This window comes from Cereibacter johrii, assembly GCF_001720585.1.
GTDB classification, from domain to species: domain Bacteria; phylum Pseudomonadota; class Alphaproteobacteria; order Rhodobacterales; family Rhodobacteraceae; genus Cereibacter_A; species Cereibacter_A johrii.
Genome location: NZ_MABH01000067.1, coordinates 22,048 through 38,134, shown reverse-complemented (window position 1 = coordinate 38,134; position 16,087 = coordinate 22,048). Strand labels below are relative to the sequence as shown.

At 69.3% G+C, this 16,087-nt stretch carries 13 protein-coding genes; 3 read left to right on the top strand and 10 right to left on the bottom strand.

Annotation, left to right across the window (positions count from 1 at the left end; genetic code table 11):
- The 3 genes from A9O63_RS04800 to A9O63_RS04790 form a co-directional block, all read left to right on the top strand.
- Nucleotides 1-1,709: asparagine synthase-related protein (locus tag A9O63_RS04800; RefSeq protein WP_069330905.1), on the top strand; the 1,709-nt coding region annotated here is incomplete at its 5' end.
- On the top strand, nt 1,706-2,626 hold the full coding sequence (locus A9O63_RS04795) for a phosphoenolpyruvate carboxykinase (ATP) (protein ID WP_069330903.1): 921 nt from the start codon (nt 1,706-1,708) through the stop codon (nt 2,624-2,626). The genes A9O63_RS04800 and A9O63_RS04795, both read left to right, overlap by 4 nt.
- Entirely contained in the window at nt 2,623-4,479 is a 1,857-nt protein-coding gene (locus tag A9O63_RS04790; protein WP_069330902.1) for an ABC transporter ATP-binding protein, read from the top strand. The genes A9O63_RS04795 and A9O63_RS04790 overlap by 4 nt, the downstream gene beginning before the upstream one ends.
- Before the next feature lie 128 nt (nt 4,480-4,607).
- Here A9O63_RS04790 and A9O63_RS04785 read toward each other — a convergent pair whose 3' ends face one another.
- The 10 genes from A9O63_RS04785 to A9O63_RS04740 form a co-directional block, all read right to left on the bottom strand.
- The gene (locus tag A9O63_RS04785; RefSeq protein ID WP_069330901.1) at nt 4,608-4,865 is read right to left on the bottom strand and encodes a hypothetical protein; all 258 of its coding nucleotides are present in this window, start codon (nt 4,863-4,865) and stop codon (nt 4,608-4,610) included.
- A 554-nt stretch (nt 4,866-5,419) separates the two neighbouring features.
- Nucleotides 5,420-7,789, bottom strand: a complete 2,370-nt coding sequence (locus A9O63_RS04780) for a GNVR domain-containing protein (protein WP_069330900.1) — start codon at nt 7,787-7,789, stop codon at nt 5,420-5,422.
- The gene (locus A9O63_RS04775; RefSeq protein WP_069330899.1) at nt 7,786-8,766 is read right to left on the bottom strand and encodes a glycosyltransferase family 2 protein; all 981 of its coding nucleotides are present in this window, start codon (nt 8,764-8,766) and stop codon (nt 7,786-7,788) included. The genes A9O63_RS04780 and A9O63_RS04775 overlap by 4 nt, the downstream gene beginning before the upstream one ends.
- Nucleotides 8,763-9,752 (bottom strand): glycosyltransferase family 2 protein, encoded by a 990-nt coding sequence (locus A9O63_RS04770; protein WP_069330898.1) that lies wholly within the window; start codon nt 9,750-9,752, stop codon nt 8,763-8,765. The genes A9O63_RS04775 and A9O63_RS04770 overlap by 4 nt, the downstream gene beginning before the upstream one ends.
- Entirely contained in the window at nt 9,749-10,918 is a 1,170-nt protein-coding gene (locus tag A9O63_RS04765) for a glycosyltransferase (protein ID WP_069330897.1), read from the bottom strand. Before A9O63_RS04765 ends, A9O63_RS04770 begins: the two co-directional genes overlap by 4 nt.
- 21 nt (nt 10,919-10,939) lie before the next feature.
- Nucleotides 10,940-11,878 carry a UTP--glucose-1-phosphate uridylyltransferase gene (locus tag A9O63_RS04760; protein ID WP_069330896.1) on the bottom strand — a complete coding sequence of 313 codons (939 nt, stop codon included), beginning with the start codon at nt 11,876-11,878 and terminating at the stop codon, nt 10,940-10,942.
- A 357-nt stretch (nt 11,879-12,235) separates the two neighbouring features.
- Nucleotides 12,236-13,051: an NAD-dependent epimerase/dehydratase family protein gene (locus tag A9O63_RS04755; protein ID WP_069330895.1), complete on the bottom strand. Its 816-nt coding sequence runs from the start codon at nt 13,049-13,051 to the stop codon at nt 12,236-12,238.
- Nucleotides 13,036-13,872 (bottom strand): glycosyltransferase, encoded by an 837-nt coding sequence (locus A9O63_RS04750; RefSeq protein ID WP_069330894.1) that lies wholly within the window; start codon nt 13,870-13,872, stop codon nt 13,036-13,038. Before A9O63_RS04750 ends, A9O63_RS04755 begins: the two co-directional genes overlap by 16 nt.
- Nucleotides 13,873-15,087 carry an NAD-dependent epimerase/dehydratase family protein gene (locus A9O63_RS04745; protein ID WP_069330893.1) on the bottom strand — a complete coding sequence of 405 codons (1,215 nt, stop codon included), beginning with the start codon at nt 15,085-15,087 and terminating at the stop codon, nt 13,873-13,875.
- A gap of 146 nt (nt 15,088-15,233) precedes the next feature.
- The gene (locus tag A9O63_RS04740) at nt 15,234-15,803 is read right to left on the bottom strand and encodes a type 1 glutamine amidotransferase domain-containing protein (RefSeq protein WP_069330892.1); all 570 of its coding nucleotides are present in this window, start codon (nt 15,801-15,803) and stop codon (nt 15,234-15,236) included.
- Nucleotides 15,804-16,087 lie beyond the last annotated feature (284 nt).

Genomic DNA, 16,087 nt, shown 5'->3' with positions numbered 1-16,087 from the left:
GGCCCTGGCGGTTGCGGCCGGGCGGCCCGGTCCTGACCGGCATCGTGCGGCTCGACAACGGTCCCGAGTTGCGCCGCGCGCTGGGGATGGCCGAGGCCTCGGACGCCGAGACGGTGCTGGCGGTCTATGATCGCTGGGGGCTCGATCTGCCGCTCCATCTCGACGGCGACTTCGCGCTGGCCCTGTGGGATCCTGCGGCGGGCCGCCTCATCGGGCTGCGCGACCGTTTCGGCGTCCGTCCGTTCCTGTACCGCGCGACGCCGCAGGCGGTGGCGGTCGCCTCCGGCATCGAGGCGCTGGTGGCGGCCTTTCCCGCCTGCGAGCCCGCGCTCGACGAGGTCTGGATCGCGGAATATCTCGCGGGTCAGCCCACCTGCGCCCGCCGGACGGTCTATCGCGGCATATCCCGGCTCGAACCGGCCCACATGCTGCTGGTCGAGAAGGGCCGGACCGAGGTCCGCCGCTACTGGCAGCTCGAGGTGGCGCCGCGCCGCCGCGCCGATCCGCCCGAGGCGCTGCTCGAACTGCTCGACCGCTCGGTGACGGCGCGGATGCAGGGCGGCCCGGTGGGCTCGATGCTGAGCGGCGGGCTCGATTCCGGCACGGTCTCGATGCTGGCCTCGCGCCGGTCCGAGGGGCCGTTGCCGGTCATCTCGATGAAGTTCGACGATTACCCCGAGATCGACGAGAGCGCGTGGATCGCGAAGATCCATGCCGCCGGCCGGTTCCGTCCGGTCTGGATCGACGGGCGCGACGCGCTCGGCGGCGATGTGGCCGAGCTGCTGGCCGAGCAGGGCGGGCCCTTCTTCGCGCCCAATCTGGCCACGTCGCGCTGGCTCTACCGACGTGCCTCCGAGGCCGGCGTCGACATTCTGCTCGACGGCCATGGCGGCGACGAAGTGATCTCCTTCGGCGTGGCCCGGTTGACCGAGCTCGCCTCCGAAGCCGAATGGCGGACCCTCTGGCGGTCGACGGCAGCCGTCTCGGACCTCTTCGGCGGCTCGCGGCGGGAGTTCTTCCTGAACTCGATGGCACAGGGGGCGCAGTCCCGCTGGCTGCGCGCGCTGGCGCGGCGGCTGAACGTGGGCGCAAGGCGCGATCCCCGGGCGTGGCGGCAGGCGCTCAATCCCGCGCTCGTGGCGCGGACGGGCCTCGTCCAGCGCGTGCAGGAGGCGGCGGGCGCCCGCAAGCCGGGGGCCACCGACGATATCCGGCAGCATGTGGCGACCCTGACGGCCCCGCGCTATCCCACCTCGCTCGAGGTGCTCGACCGCGCGGCCGCGCTCTGCGGGATCGAGCCGCGCTATCCGTTCCTCGAGCGGCGGCTGATCGAACATTGCGTGGCCCAGCCCGCCGCTGCCAAGTTCCACGACGGGATGACGCGCGCCCTCCTGCGCGATGCGGTGCAGGGGCTTCTGCCCGACGAGGTGCGGCTGCGCACCAGCAAGACCAACTTCACCCCCAATGTCCGCGCACGCATGCTGGCTAGCTGGGGCGACAATCTCAACCGGATCGCCGGCTGCAATCCCGGCCGGATCGGCGATTATGTCGATCTGGCCGTCATCCGCGAGGGCGTCCAGCGGCTGCGGGCAGGCGAGCCCGACCAGCCGGCCCTCCTCCAGACCATGCGGGCGGTTGTGCTCGACGAATGGCTGCGCGGCGGATCGCCCGCGCTGGCCCCCCGCCTCGACAGAAGGACCCCCGCATGAGTGCCCTCCAGTCGCTCCGCCCCGCGCTCCGCACCGCCTACGGCCTGGCCGTTCGGTCGGACATCGACCTGCCCGAACTCGAGCCCCTGCCGGGCGACGGGGCTGCGGATCTGACCGTGCGCCGCGGCGCGCTTGAGGCGCTGCCGGGCGAGGGCGGCTTCCGCACCCGCTTCGCGCCGGAGCGGGCCGAGCTCTGGTGGCAGACGGTCGGCACCTTCCGGGTCGAGCCGGGCCTCGTGACGGCAAGCCCCCATGCGGGCGTCTCCGAGGATCTGGTGGCCTATCCGCTTCTGGGCTCGGTCCTGGCACTGGCGCTGGAGCAGCTCGGCCTCTTCACGATCCATGCGAGCGCCGTCTCGGTCGGCGGCAACGGGGGGGTGATGATGGGCGACAAGGGCGCCGGCAAATCCACCACCGCCACGGCGATGATCCGGGCGGGCCATCCGCTGATTGCCGACGATATCGTGGCGGTGGACGAGGCACTGCTGCTGCGCCCCGGCTTCCCGCAGGTGAAGCTCTCGCCCGCGGCGGCCGCGGCCTTCGATGCGCCCGATGCGGTCCACCGCCCGACGGTGCCCGAGGTGCCCGAGAAATGCCGCGTCCTGCTGCCCGGGCGGTTCGCCCGGGACGCCACGCCGCTGAAGCGCATCTACCGGCTGGAACGCGCGCCGGCCGGAACCGAGCCCGCCGTGATCCCGGTGTCGCCGATCGAGGCGCTGCCGCTCGCGCTGCGCTTTGCCTATGTCACCCGCTTCGGCGCCGAGGCGCTGAACGGGGCGGCCGGCGCCCGGCATCTGCGGCAGGCCGCGGCCATCGCGGCGAGCGGCGTTCTGCATCGGGTGATCGTGCCCCATGCGCTCGACCGGCTGCCCGAGGTGGTGGCGCTGATCGAGCGCGACGCCGGAGCCGCAGCGTGAGTGACGAGGCCGCCCCCATCCGCCCGCTCGAGGGGCTGCGCAGAGCCACGGCCCTCGTGCGGGCCATGGCGCGCTTCGGCCGCAAGCGGCTGGCGGTGGCGCTCACGTTCCTCGTGCTCGGCAACGTGACCGAGGGCATCTCGATCCTCCTCCTCCTGCCGATCCTGACGCTCGCGGGCCGGGGCGCGCCCGACTATGCGATCGACCTCGGCGGACGGCATGTCCTGGGCTACGCGCTGCCCGACGTGAGCGTGGGGCTCGAGATCCTGCTCGGGGCCATCGTGGTGCTGGTGGCGCTGCAGGCGGCCTTCAACCGGGTGAAGGCGGTCTATCTCTCGGATCTGCTGCAGGATTTCGCCAACGGCACGCGGGCCGGGCTGTTCTCGGCCGTGGCCTCGGCGCGGTGGGAGACGGTGGTGCGGATGCGCCGCGCCGATCTCGAACATGCGCTGACCGGCGAGATCGACCGGATCACCTTCTCGGGCTTCGTCTCGCTCAACCTCATGCAGATCGTCGTGGGGCTCGCGATCTATTTCGTCCTCTGTCTCGCGGTCTCGGTGCCGATGACGCTCTTTGCCTTCGGCTTCGGGCTGATCGCGCTGCTGCTGCTGAAGCCCTACCGCAAGCTCGCCGAGCGGTTCGGCCAGAAGATCCAGTCGGCGCGCACGGTGCAGGCGCGGCTCGTGTCGGAGTTCATCTCGGGCCTGAAGACCGCCCGCTCGATGAACCAGGAGCCGATGCATGTGGCCCAGTTCGAGCGGACGCTCGATGCGACCAAGGCCGACGCGCATGACTATGCCCGGCGGAACGCGCTCGGCAACGGGCTCTTTCAGGTGGCGCTGGCCATCGGTGCCGCGGGCTTCGTGCTGATCTCGCTCCGCATTGCGGGGCTCGAGATGTCGCAGATGCTGGTGCTGCTCGTGATCCTGATGCGGGTGACGCCGCGCTTTCAGGGGGTGCAGGCGCAGGTGCAGGCGCTGCTCGTGGACCTGCCGGCCTGGTGGCGGGTGGCCGATCTTCAGCAGCGGCTCGAGGCCAACCGCGAGGGCGGGAGGGGCTTCGCCTCGGCCCCGGTGCCCGTGCCGCGGCAGGAGATCCTGCTCGACCGCGTGACCTACCGCCACAAGGAAGGCTCCGAGGAGGCGGCCCTGTCCGACTGCACGATCCGCCTGCCCGTGGGGCAGGCCACCGCGCTGATCGGTGCGTCGGGGGCGGGCAAGAGCACCGTGGCCGACATCGTGATGGGGCTGATCCGACCCGAAGCCGGGCGTTTCCTCGTCGACGGGCGCGAGCTCTCGGAGGCCGAGCGGCGGGGCTGGCGCGAACATCTGGCCTATGTCCCGCAGGAGACCTTCCTGCTGCATGACACGATCCGGGCGAACCTCGCCATCGTGGCCCCGCAAGCGACCGAGGCCGAGATGCGGGAGGCGCTGGCGGACGCCGCGGCGGACCGGTTCGTGGCCGCGCTGCCCGATGGGCTCGATACGCGCGTGGGCGACAGGGGCACGCTGCTCTCGGGCGGCGAACGGCAGCGGATCGCGCTGGCGCGCGCCTTCCTGCGCCGGCCGGCCGTCCTGATCCTCGACGAGGCCACCAGCGCGCTCGACTGGGAGAGCCAGAGCCGGGTGGCCGAGGCGCTGGCGCGGCGGGCGGGCCGCATGACGGTGCTGACCATCGCGCACCGCCCCTCGATGGTGGCCTTCGCAGATCGGGTCTACACGCTCGAGGCGGGCCGCGTGGTCGAAGAGGGGGCCATGGCGGACCTCATGCGCAACGGCGAAGGGCATCTGGCGCGGATGTTCGCGCACGAGGCTTCGGAGCCGGGCCGCCGGCGTCTCGCGCAGGGCGCGTAAGCCCGGCGGTGGGCCGTGCAGGACGTTGTGGCTGAGAAACTATCCGAAAGTGGGCGCGCTTCTGCGGCACATCCCACGGCCTTCCGTCGCGGGCGGCAGTCTTGAAGAAGGCTTGGCCGGCGGTCGCCTCACAGGCCCGACTGTTGCGACTTGTGCATCGGAATGAGCTTGTCGGATGAGCACTCCGATGCGCTCCCTTCCTTGCGGCTCAGGGATTCGTCTCGTGTCATCAAGAGGATGAGGCCCAGGTAGAGCATCTGCGAGATCACCAGGGTTCCTGCGACGAACCCCGTGACCGCCCAGCCGGAATAGCCCAGATGGATGGCCCCGGCGGCAACTGCGACGGCTGCTCCGCTCATCCCGATCAAGAACGCTGCTATCCGCATGTTACCCTCCCGAGAGCGCAACCCGAAGTTGCGTCATTCTTGATAAATAGGCAGGATGTTGCCGAAGGAAAAGAGAAGTGTCGCATAGACGTCATCTGTCAGCGAACTGATGCCGAAAATCGACCGAAATGTCGCTCCTGACGCTTCGCAAAACGTCGCATCCCTTGTCCGCGGAACAGGGCCTCCTGCGGGTGAGGCCGGCAAGAGACGCCGAAGATCGACCGAAATGTCGGTCCAGACGTTGCGCCTCACGTCCTGTCCTCGTCCGGGTGGAGGGAGTTTCCTACGGGCGAAGCCGGCACCGAGATGCCGAAAATCGCAGGACCTGTCGCTCCGATGTCCCGCCAATCGTCGCACCCCTTGGCAGGGACAAGGGAGCTTCCTGCAGTTAGGGGCTGTTTGGAGACGCCGAAGAACGATGGGCCATGTCGCTCTCGACGGTCCATCAATCACCGCATCCCTGGAGGGAGCTTCCCGCGGGGGAAGCCAGCACCCGGAATGAAAACGCCCCGGCGGGAGCCGAGGCGCTGGAAGCCGATGCCGGGAGGACCGGATCAGCTCGTGCCGCTGCGGCCCGAGAAGTAGTCGCCATACTCCTCGTAATAATGCTCGCCGCCGGTCTGCGGGACGTAGTCGCGCAGCGCCTCCATGTCGACCTTGTTCAGCACCACGCCGAGGGTCTTCTCCATGAGCGCGGGCTCGTTCATCAGCGTCTCGCGCAGCAGCGCCTTGGGCGTCTTGCCCCACTCCGCCACCATGATGACCTGATCCACCATCGGCACCACGACGCGGGCATCGACGACCGGGCCCAGCGGCGCGAGGTCGAGGATGACGTGGCTGTAGCGGGCCCGGGCCGCGGCCAGAAGCTGCCGCATGCCCTTGGATCCCAGCATCTCGCTGGAATGGGTCATCATGCCGGGGGTGATGCAGGGCAAGAGATGCACGCCGCTGTCACCGATCACCCGCAGGGCCTTGGTCCAATCGGCCCGGCCGAGCGCCGCCTCGACGAGGCCCACGCCGCGCGTCAGGCCGAGCCTGCGGCTGAGGCCCGGATTGCGCGGGTCGGTGTCGATCAGGAGCACCGAATTGCCCGAGGCCGCCATCACTGCGGCCAGGTTCAGCGCGACCGAGGATTTCCCCTCGCCCGGACGGATCGAGGTGATCCCCATGACGATCTGCGACTTGCCCGCGAGGCTCACCTCGGAGGCGAAGCGGATGTTGCGCAGGGTCTCGGCATAGTGCGAGCGCGGATGCTGCAGCGCATGGATCGGCTTTCGCACGACCGGAAGACCCGGCACCGGCTCCTTCAGCTTCAGGGGCGCGTTGCGGGCCTGCCGCGACAGCTGCGGCGCGCCGTTCGCCGCGTCGAAATGGGGCAGGTAGCCGAGGAACCGCTGGCCCACATCGTTCTGCACATCCTCTCCGGTGCGCAGGAACCGATCGCGCCATTCGCGGAGCGCGCCGATGCCCGCGCCCACCATGCCGCCCAGCACCAGCATCACCGCGAGCACGCGCATCGTGCTCGGTCCTGCAGGCGTCAGCGGCACGTCGGCATGGGCGAGGATCCGGACGTTCGAGATCGGGAAGCTCTTCTGCTGGTCGATCTCCTGGAAGCGGGTCAGGAAGGTCTGGTAGAGCGTCTGCAGCGTTTCGGCCCGCTGTTCCAGCGACTTCAGCTGCACCTGCTTGCGCCCGGCTTCCGAGTTCACGTCGACCGCAAGACCCAGACTCTCGCGCAGGGCCTGCACCTGGGCGCTGGCCACATTGTAGGAGCCGCGCGCTTCTTCGTGCAGACGGCGCACCTCGCCGAAGAGGACGTTGATCTGGGCCGACACCTGCTCGCGCAGCCGCACGGCCTGCGGATGGTCCTCGCCGAAGTCGCGCTCGATCCGGTCGAGACGCGCCGACAGGCCCGAGAGCTGGTCCTGCATTTCGATCAGCCGGTCGTTGCCCTGAAGCGAGAAGCCGCTGCTGCGCTCGGACAGGAAGGCCTCGGGCCCGCGGTCGAGGATCTCCTGATAGGTGCTCATCAGCGCCTGCGCCCGGGCCGCCTCGGTCATGGACGCGGCCAGATCGTCGTTCAGCTTCGAGACATTCTCTTCGGTGATGAGCGCCCCGCGGGTCGAGACGAGGTTGTTCTCCGCGCGGAAGATCTCGGCCTCGACCGCGGCCTCGCGGGCCTGCGACTGCAAGGCCTCGAGCCGCTCGCGCAGCCACTCCGTCGTGCGCTCCGTCGCGTCATAGTTCGCGTTCAGCAGGTCGGAGACATAGGCTTCGGCATAGGCATTGGCGACCGAGGCCGCGAGGGCCGGGTCGTGCGAGGCATAGGAGATCTCGAACACGCTGGAACGGCCGACGCGCATCACGTTGATCTTGGCCGAGAGAGAGGCCGCAACGAGCTGACGCTTGCGCTGCTCGATCTGCTCCGGCGTGGGGGGCGGGCCCGCGGGGCCGGTGGGCGTCGAGGGCGAGATGAGGCGGATCGGCGCGCGCACGACCTCCTTCACGCCGTTGACCACGGTCGCCAGAAGCGGCACCGGCCGGTTCAGGAAGGACTCGTTCTCGGTCAGCTTCAGCATGTCCGTCACGGCGAGCGCCACGGGCTGCGAGCGGATCACCTCCTGCGCGCTTTCGAGCGCGTTCTCGGAGGCGCTGCTGTCGATGGCCGACACTTCCTCGATCGACCGGCTGACCTTGCCGGCCAGCAGCACGGTCGAATTCGCGACGAAGGTCTTGGGCGTGGTCGCGAGATAGACGAGGCCGAGGCACAGGCCCATCGCGCAGGAGATCATCATCACCCGCCGTTGCCGACGCACGGCCCCGAGGATCCGGGAGACGTCGATCGTGTCCGCAGGTGCGGCGGCGGCCATCGGCGCATCGATGCGCGGATCGCTGTCGGCGATGCGAAATCCGAACTGCTTCAAGTTCTGCTCCTCGAAACGAGATAACTATCCGTTTTAGAATCAAAGGTAGAAGGCGCAGGCCCGGTCCCGCCATAGATCGTGATGGGTCGTGCGCCGAAAAGTGCCGACAGTGTGCCGACATGCAGCGCACCGCGCAACAGCGCATTGTTCCGTCTGAGAGGATCGTGAACCGCCGCGAGCGCCATCCCGAAGCAGGCCGCAACCTTGGCGAGAGCCACCAGCCCCTGTTTCGCGCGCTGAGCCCGCCCGGGGCCGGCGATGAGGCTCGCATGGGTCTGGCCCATGCGGAATCGGCGACGCAGAAGCCAGCCCAGACGCGCCCGGTCCGCAGGAACGGTCTCGCGCACCAGCGCATCGGGCGCGAATCCCAGCCGGCCGCCGCGCCGCAGCATCGCCTCGAAGAAGGCGGTGTCCTCTCCGCCCGAACGCCCCCGTGCAGGATCGAAGCGCAAGCCTTCGAGGGCGGGGGCCGAAAGGTCCATCAGCACGTTGCAGCTGTAGCCCGACTTGATCGAGCCGTCGGGCAGGAAGGTGGGCCGCGTGTCGTGGATCGCGCTCTCGCGCATCCAGGCCGGGGCCTCGGCGCCATGCTCGGCGCGCACGGGACCGAGCACCGCCTCGGCGCCCGTCCGGGCCAGAGCGGCGGTCAGGGCCTCGATCCAGCCCGGTTCCACCATCTCGTCGTCGTCGAGGAAGGCCAGCCGCTCGATGCCGCGCGCCTCGGCCGCTTCGAGGATGGCGTTCCGCGCCACCGAGATGTTGCGGGCCGGCGCATGAAGATAGCAGACCGGCAGCGACAGGCCCTTGGCCGCCGCGTGAACCGTCTCGCGGGCCGAAGGTGTCTCGTCATTGTCGGCGACGATCACGAGGCCGCTCATGCCCTCGGGCCAGCGCAGAGCCCCGAGCGAGGCGAGGGTGGCGGCAATGCCGGGGCGGCGGAAGGTGCAGATCCCGATGGCTATGCGCGTGCCGGTCATGCCATGGCCTCCGTGCGCGGGCGGCCCTGCAGGAGGTGGCGGCCGAGCTGCACCCAGAAACCGGCCGACCAGGCGACATGCATGGCGCCGGCGGCGAAGCCCGAGAGCAGCCCGCCCGGCGAGCCGGTCTCGCGCGCGATCATGAGGCCCCCCGCGAGGCAGCCCACCACCCATCCCGCGAGCGGCAGGGCGAAGATCCAGTGCAGGGGCGCGAGAAGCGCAAGCAGGAGCGCGGGTGTCAGCGCCACCAGCACCGCCTGACGCAGGCCCGGCCGCGAGCGGTGCTTCAGGATGTTCCGCGCCCGCCCCCTGCCGAAGGCGAAATATTGTTTCACCAGTGCGCCGAGGCTGCGGCGAGGGAAGTAGGTCACGCGCGTGCGCGGCGTGAGCCAGATGCGGAAGCCCGCGCTCCTGAGCCTCAGGTCCAGTTCCGCATCCTCGTTGTGACTGAAGCTCTCGTCATAGCCACCGACCTGACGGAAGGCCGCGATCCGCATCAGCGCATGATGGCCGTGATCGACGAACTTGCCCACCGGCATCACCCGATGCGCGGACCCGCCATTGCCGATCCGCGAATTCTGCGCCGCAGCGATGAGGCTCTGCCAGAAGCCCGAGCCCACCGCCTTCATCCCCACCACGACCGAGTCCGCGCCCGTGGCCTCGGCCTCGGCCAGAAGCACGTCGCAATAGTCGGCCGGATAGGCGCTGTGCGCATCGATCCGGATCAGCCAGTCGGCGTCATAGCCGAACCGCTCCACCGCCAGATTGACGGCGGCGCTCTGCAGGCGGCGGGGGTTGTCGAGCAGCACGATCCCGGGCTCGGGGCGGGCCGTCACCAGCGCCCGGGTGCCGTCCGTCGAGCCGCCGTCGGCCACCACGATCCGCGCGCCGTGGCGCTCGGCGAAGGGCAGGAGGCCGTCGAGCACGCCGCCGATATGGGCCGCCTCGTTCAGCGTGGGGATGACGATGAGCACGCGCGCCGTCATGTGGTGAACCAGCCTTTCCGCCGCATCGCCGCCTGCCGCCTGCGCCCGCGGGCGGCGGCGATCTGGGCCATCAGGCCCGTGATCTCCTGACATTCCTCCGGACCCGTGGTCCAGACCTGCGGCGGCACCTCCGCCACCGCGCGCCTCATCGCCTCGACCTCCGCGAGAGAGAGCGCGCCGAGGCGCCGCCCCACCTCCTCGGCATCGGGGGCGGCGACGGTGAGCCCCAACCCATAGTCGCCGAGGAAGTTCGCGACCTCCGTGCCCGCCAGCGCCACCGGCACGGCGTGGTGACGGCAGCCTTCGTAGAGCCGGTTCGGCAGCAGCCAGTCGGAGTTCTTGCCCGCATCATAGCGGTCGATCAGCCAGGACAGATGGACCTGTCCGTAGATGTCGGCCAGATCGTCCGGGTTGCGGTAGGGCCCGCCGAAGTCGAGGTCCGGGTTCGCCGCCACCGTCGCGTGGAACTGCGGCAGCTGGTCGAGCGCGGGCTTGCCGCGCAGCAGCACGCGATAGCGCCCCGGAGCGGCCCGCGTGACCCTGTCGAGGCAGTCGAGCGACCAGGCGCAGCGCAGGATGCCGAACCAGCCGATGGTGATCGGCGCCACGACCGGCCGCCGTTCGGGAACCGCAGGCAGCGCCGCCTCCGGGTAGAAGCACTTGTTCTCGATGAGCCGGATCGGCATGCGGGCCTGCCCGTGCGGCTGGAAATATTCGTTGACGAAGCCCGGCGAGGAGGTCAGCACCAGCCCCACGCGGCGCATCAGCCGGCGTTCGAGGGCGCGCATCGCGCGCGGCCGCGGCCCGTCGCCCAGCATCATGCGGTGGATGTCGAGCACCTCGTAGACGAGCAGCGCTTCCGGCCAGAAGCTCTTGGCGCGGGCCGCGAGGGCCAGCATCTCGAGGTTGCGGGCGATGATGACATCGGGGGCCTGCACCTCGGCGAGGCTGCGGCGCAGCCCGGCGAGCGCGCGCGCGACCGAGGCCGCACGCTGCAGCATCCGCGCATCGGCGGTCTTGCCGAGCAGGATCGCCGCTTCGGGCAGCGGCCCCTCGCGGCGGCGGAAGCCCGCGGTCTGGACGCTCGCTCCGCCGGCGCGCAGCATGGCCGCGCGCCGCCAGATGGCGCTGTCGTCCAGATCGTGGGCGAGGTAGAGAATGCGCAATCTGCCGTCTTTCCCGCTGGATCAGCTCGCGGCCGCCACGCTGCGCAGCGGCGCGGCGTTCGGGACGCCGAGACCGTATTGCTCGGCAATCGCCCGCAGGAAGGTCGAGAATTCCCCGCGCAGGTCCTCGCGCTGCAGCGCAAGCGCGACGGTGGCCTGAAGGAAGCCCGCCTTCGAGCCGCAGTCGAAGCGCTCGCCCTGGAAGCGGAAGCCGTGGACCGAACCCGGATGGGCGGCAAGCTCATGCGCGATGGCGTCGGTCAGCTGGATCTCGCCCCCCGCGCCGACGGTCCGCCGGTCGAGATGGCGCATGATGCGCGGCCCGAGGATGTAGCGGCCGATGACGGCCATGTTCGAGGGCGCGGTGCCGGCTTTCGGTTTCTCGACGATGCCGCGCGGACGGATGAGCGCGCCCTGACGCTCCTCGATGTCGAGGACGCCGTAGGAGGACGCCTTTTCCGGCGGCACTTCCATCGTGGCGATGATGCTGCCGCCAACCTCTTCGTGGGCCTCGATCATCTGCGCGAGGCAGGGCCGGTCGGCGACCACCATGTCGTCGGGCAGGATCACCGCGAAGGGCTCGTCGCCCACGAGGCGACGCGCGCACCAGACGGCATGGCCGAGGCCCAGCGCCTCGTGCTGGCGGACGTAGGGCACATGGCCGCTGTCGATGTTGGTGGCCTCCAGCGTGGCCAGAAGCTCGGTCTTGCCCGCCGCGCGCAGGGCCCGCTCCAGCGTCTGGTTCACGTCGAAGAAGTCCTCGAGCGCCCCCTTGCCGCGCGAGGTCACGAAGATGAAGTCCTCGATGCCGGCTTCGCGGGCTTCCTCGACCGCATACTGGATCAGCGGCTTGTCGACGAGCGTGAGAATTTCCTTCGGGATCGACTTGGTCGCGGGCAGGAACCGCGTCCCCATGCCTGCGATGGGGAAAATGGCAGTGGTGACCTTCTGGGGAGACATGCGCGACCTCTGGATATGGATCTGTGAAAAGGAGGGCCCGATCTGACCCGAACAATGTTTCATATAATGCTGCACCTGCAAAGGCCGGGAACAGCCCGCGGGCGAAGATAGGTCAAAATGGGGCGTGCGTCAGGCTTTCTATGGCGGGCAGAATGCCTGTTGCTGAGCGAATGGCCAAGGCTGAATCGAAGGGTCAGGTTCCGCCGGAAGACGATTTTTATGCGCATCCTGTCGTCTTTCGAACCGATTGCGCAGCTTTGCAACCCAAGGGAGAAATTCTCTAACCCAAAGTTGCGCGCGGATCTGGCTCGCCGGGCGCGAAGCGCGCCCTGGGCAGGGTCGGCGGGAATCCGCTGCCTAAATCATGAGCGGCAGCGTTTGCCGCAACAGGCGGAGCCCTCCGGGCCGCCAGCCCATCGCCGAAAGCCGGCGGCAGTCGAGCGGACTGACGCGCGAGGCATCCGCGCGCGGGGGCAGAGGCGCGGTGATCCCTTCGATCCGGGCGATCTCGGCGAGAAGATCGTGGCGGTCGAGCAGCAGGTCCGAGACATGGAAGGCGCCCGCGTCGGGCCGGTCGAGCAGGAGGAGCGCCGCCGCGGCCAGATCCGCGCCATGGACCTCGGTCGCGACCCGCGGCTCGATCGGACGGCCCGCGCGAAACTCCTCGAAAAGAGCGCGCCACTTGTGATCCGGCCCGGGCCCGTAGACGCCGGTCGCGCGGAGGCTCGCGCCGCCTTCGGCAAAGAGCGCGACCTCGGCCTCGGCCTTGACCTGACCGTAGAGGCTTTCGGGGCAGGGCGGCATGGCCTCGGTCAGCAACGTGCCGGGCCCGTAGCCGTCGAACACGGCGCGGGAGGAGAGAAAGAGGATCCGCCGCCCCCGCATCGCCTCGAAGAGCCGCAGGCTGCCCTCGAGGTTGGCGCGGCGGAAGCCCTCGGGGTCGTGCCCCTCGCCGCCCCGGTAGCGGCCCGGAACATGCTGGAAGGCACAATGGATCAGCGCATCCACATCGCCCAGCGGGGGAAGCGGGCCCATGAGATCGTAGGGCCGGTGCTCGTCCGCCCCGGGCAGGGGGCTGCGGGCGAGGACCACCAGCGAATGGCCCGCCGCCCGCGCGGCCTCGGCGATGAAGCGGCCGACGAGGCCGCCTGCTCCGGTCAGCGCAAGCCGCATGGAGCCGGCATGTCCGACAGCGCGGGCACCGGCCCGTCGCCCGCATAGGCGCGCCACAGGTCGATCAGCGGGCGCAGGCGGTCGGCCTTGTCGTGCTCCTGCCAGGGTTTCTCATACTGGAAATGCAGGATGCGGATCTGCTCCCAGCTCCAGAGCTCGGGCATCGCGAACCAGACATACTGGAGCATGTTGCAGAAGACCGGCAGGCCCTGCCAGTCGGGAAAGAACTCCTGCAGGAAGCTCTGGTCGGTCCGCCGCCAGAAGGCCCCCGGCACGTCGAGTGCTTCAAGCATCCGGGCGAACGTGTCCGTCGAGGGCCGGGCGGTGAAGACGCCCGAATTCATCCGGTGAAAGTCCGACAGGCTCTCGTAGACGTTCGGCGCGGCGCAGAATTCGGGATAGTCGAACAGCCGGTCCACGTTCCGCAGCACCAGCGCATCGGCATCGATGAAGACGACCGAGCGGTAGTCCACGAGCTGCCAGAGCCGGAGCTTGGCGAAATTGTCGAGCGGCGTGTGGAAGGGCGGCTTGCCGCCCTTGGTGAAGGCCGCGCGCGCATGGAGCGCCTCGCGCGCATGGGCCGCGTTGAACTCGGGCGAGGTGGGCAGAAGCTCCACCCGCACGAGCCGGGCGCCGAGCGCCCGGAGGGGCGCCAGCGCCTCCTCGGGCACATCGGTATGCAGCACCACCCGGTCGGCGGTGGTGCCGCTGAGGGCCAGCGAGCGCAGCAGCGCCCGTGCCCCCAGCGCGTAATCGGCATTGGTCACGAGCGTGACATAGGCCCGCTCGGACCGGGCCGGTCCTTCGGTTGCCAGATCCAATCAGGACACCGAGCGCAGCCGCCGCCCCTCGGGATCGTGCTCGACCCGCTGCGCGATGTCCTTCGTCCAGGCCGAGACGCAAGGCACGCGGCTGCGGTCGATCCGGTGGGCGAACTTCTTCGCCACATCGACCACCTCGCCCAGCAGCCCTTCCTGCAGCGTGATGGGCTTCAGCCCCAGCGCGAGGAACTGGTCGTTCTTGACCACGAGCTCGTTCTCGTCGGCCTCCTTGCGGGGGTTGGGCAGATAGGACACCTTGGCGCCGGTCATCTTCGCCACCAGCTCGGCCAGATCGCGCACGCGGTGCGTCTCGGTCATCTGGTTGAAGATCTTGACCCGCTCGCCGGCCTTGGGCGCATCCGACAGCGCAAGCTCCACGCAGCGCACCGAGTCCTGAATATGGATGAAGGCGCGGGTCTGCCCGCCGGTGCCGTGCACGGTCAGCGGATAGCCGATCGCCGACTGGATCAGGAAGCGGTTGAGCACCGTGCCATAATCGCCGTCATAGTCGAAGCGGTTGATGAGCTGGGGATGGCGGCGGGTCTGGTTCGTATGCGTGCCCCAGACGATGCCCTGATGCAGGTCGGTGATCCGCAGCCCGTCGTTCTGGGCGTAATACTGGAAGAGGATCTGATCGAGGCTCTTGGTCATGTGATAGACCGAGCCCGGCCGCGTCGGATAGAGGATCTCGAGCTCTTTCGGGCCCGCAGGGGTCTCGACCGAGACGTCGAGATAGCCTTCGGGGATCGGCGCGCCCACGGTCGAATAGCCATAGACCCCCATGGTGCCGAGATGGACGAGATGGGCATCGATGCCGGTCTCGACCATGGCGGCGAGGAGATTGTGGGTCGCATTGACGTTGTTGTTGACCGTATAGACCTTGTGGCGGTCCGACTTCATCGAATAGGGCGCGGCGCGCTGCTCGGCGAAGTGGATGATGGCCTCGGGCCGGTATTCGGCAAGCCAGGCGCGGATCCGATCGTATTCGCGCAGGTCGAGAAGGTGGAAATGCAGCCGCTCGCCGGTCTCCTGATGCCAGATCCGGCAGCGCTCCTGGATCGAGTCCATCGGGGTCAGGGACTGCACGCCCAGCTCGGTGTCGATCCAGCGCCGGGACAGGTTGTCGACGATATGGATCTCGTGTCCGAGGTCCGACAGGTGGAGAGCTGTCGGCCAGCCGACAAACCCATCCCCACCCAGAACTGCGATGCGCATGAAGCCTCCTTCGTGAATCGCGCGCGCCGCCTCACGGGCGGCACACGTCCTCGTGACCATGTTGGTGCGTATCGGCTGCAAGTCCACCGGTCGAATGAACTTTTCACGACGTTCGGCAAGCCTGTGCCGATGGCGCGCCCGCTTTCTCAGGCGCTGCGACGCTGGCCGTCGTGCACGCCTTCGGCAAATTCCTCGATCATCTTCGCGCAGAAGGCGTCGAGATCGTCCGGCTTGCGGCTGGTGACGAGGCCCGAATCGACCACCACCTCGCGGTCGACCCAGCGGCCGCCCGCATTGCGGATGTCGGTGGCGAGCGAAGGGTAGGACGTCACTTCGCGCCCTCCGAGCACGTCCGCCTCGACCAGGGCCCAGGGTCCGTGGCAGATGGCCGCCACGGGCTTGCCCGCGCTGACGAAGCCGCGCACGAAGGCCACGGCCTCCTCGCTCGCGCGGATCTTGTCGGCACCCACCGTGCCGCCGGGGATCACGAGCCCGTCGAACTCGTCCACCGAGACGTCGGCGAAGGTGCGGTCGACGCGGTATGTGGCGCCCGGATCGAGATCGCCGTTCACCGTCTGCGCGTCGCCCGCCTCGAGGCTGACGGTCACGACCGTCGCCCCCGACCGGGTCAGCGCTTCTTTCGGCCGCACATATTCCACATCCTCGGTACCGCGGGGCGCGATCAGGATCGCAATGGTTTTTCCGTCGAGTTTCATGGCATGTCCTGTCATTGGGAAGGGCGGCCCGCCGGATGCCTCGAGGCATTGCGAAGGCTCCGGCACAGGCGGCCCGGTCGCCTCGATAACCGGCAGCGGCGGCCTCTGTTCCCGAGCGGCGCTCCCTCTGGCCGCAGAGGCGGGCCTCGGGCTCCGACGAACGGCGGCGGTGCCTTCCTGGCCGCAGAGGCGGGCCCAGGGGAGGCTCCGACGAACAGCGGCAATGCCTTCTGGCCGTGCCGGCGCGGAGGTCCGGTCGTGGCGTCTGTGCAGCGGAGCAGGGG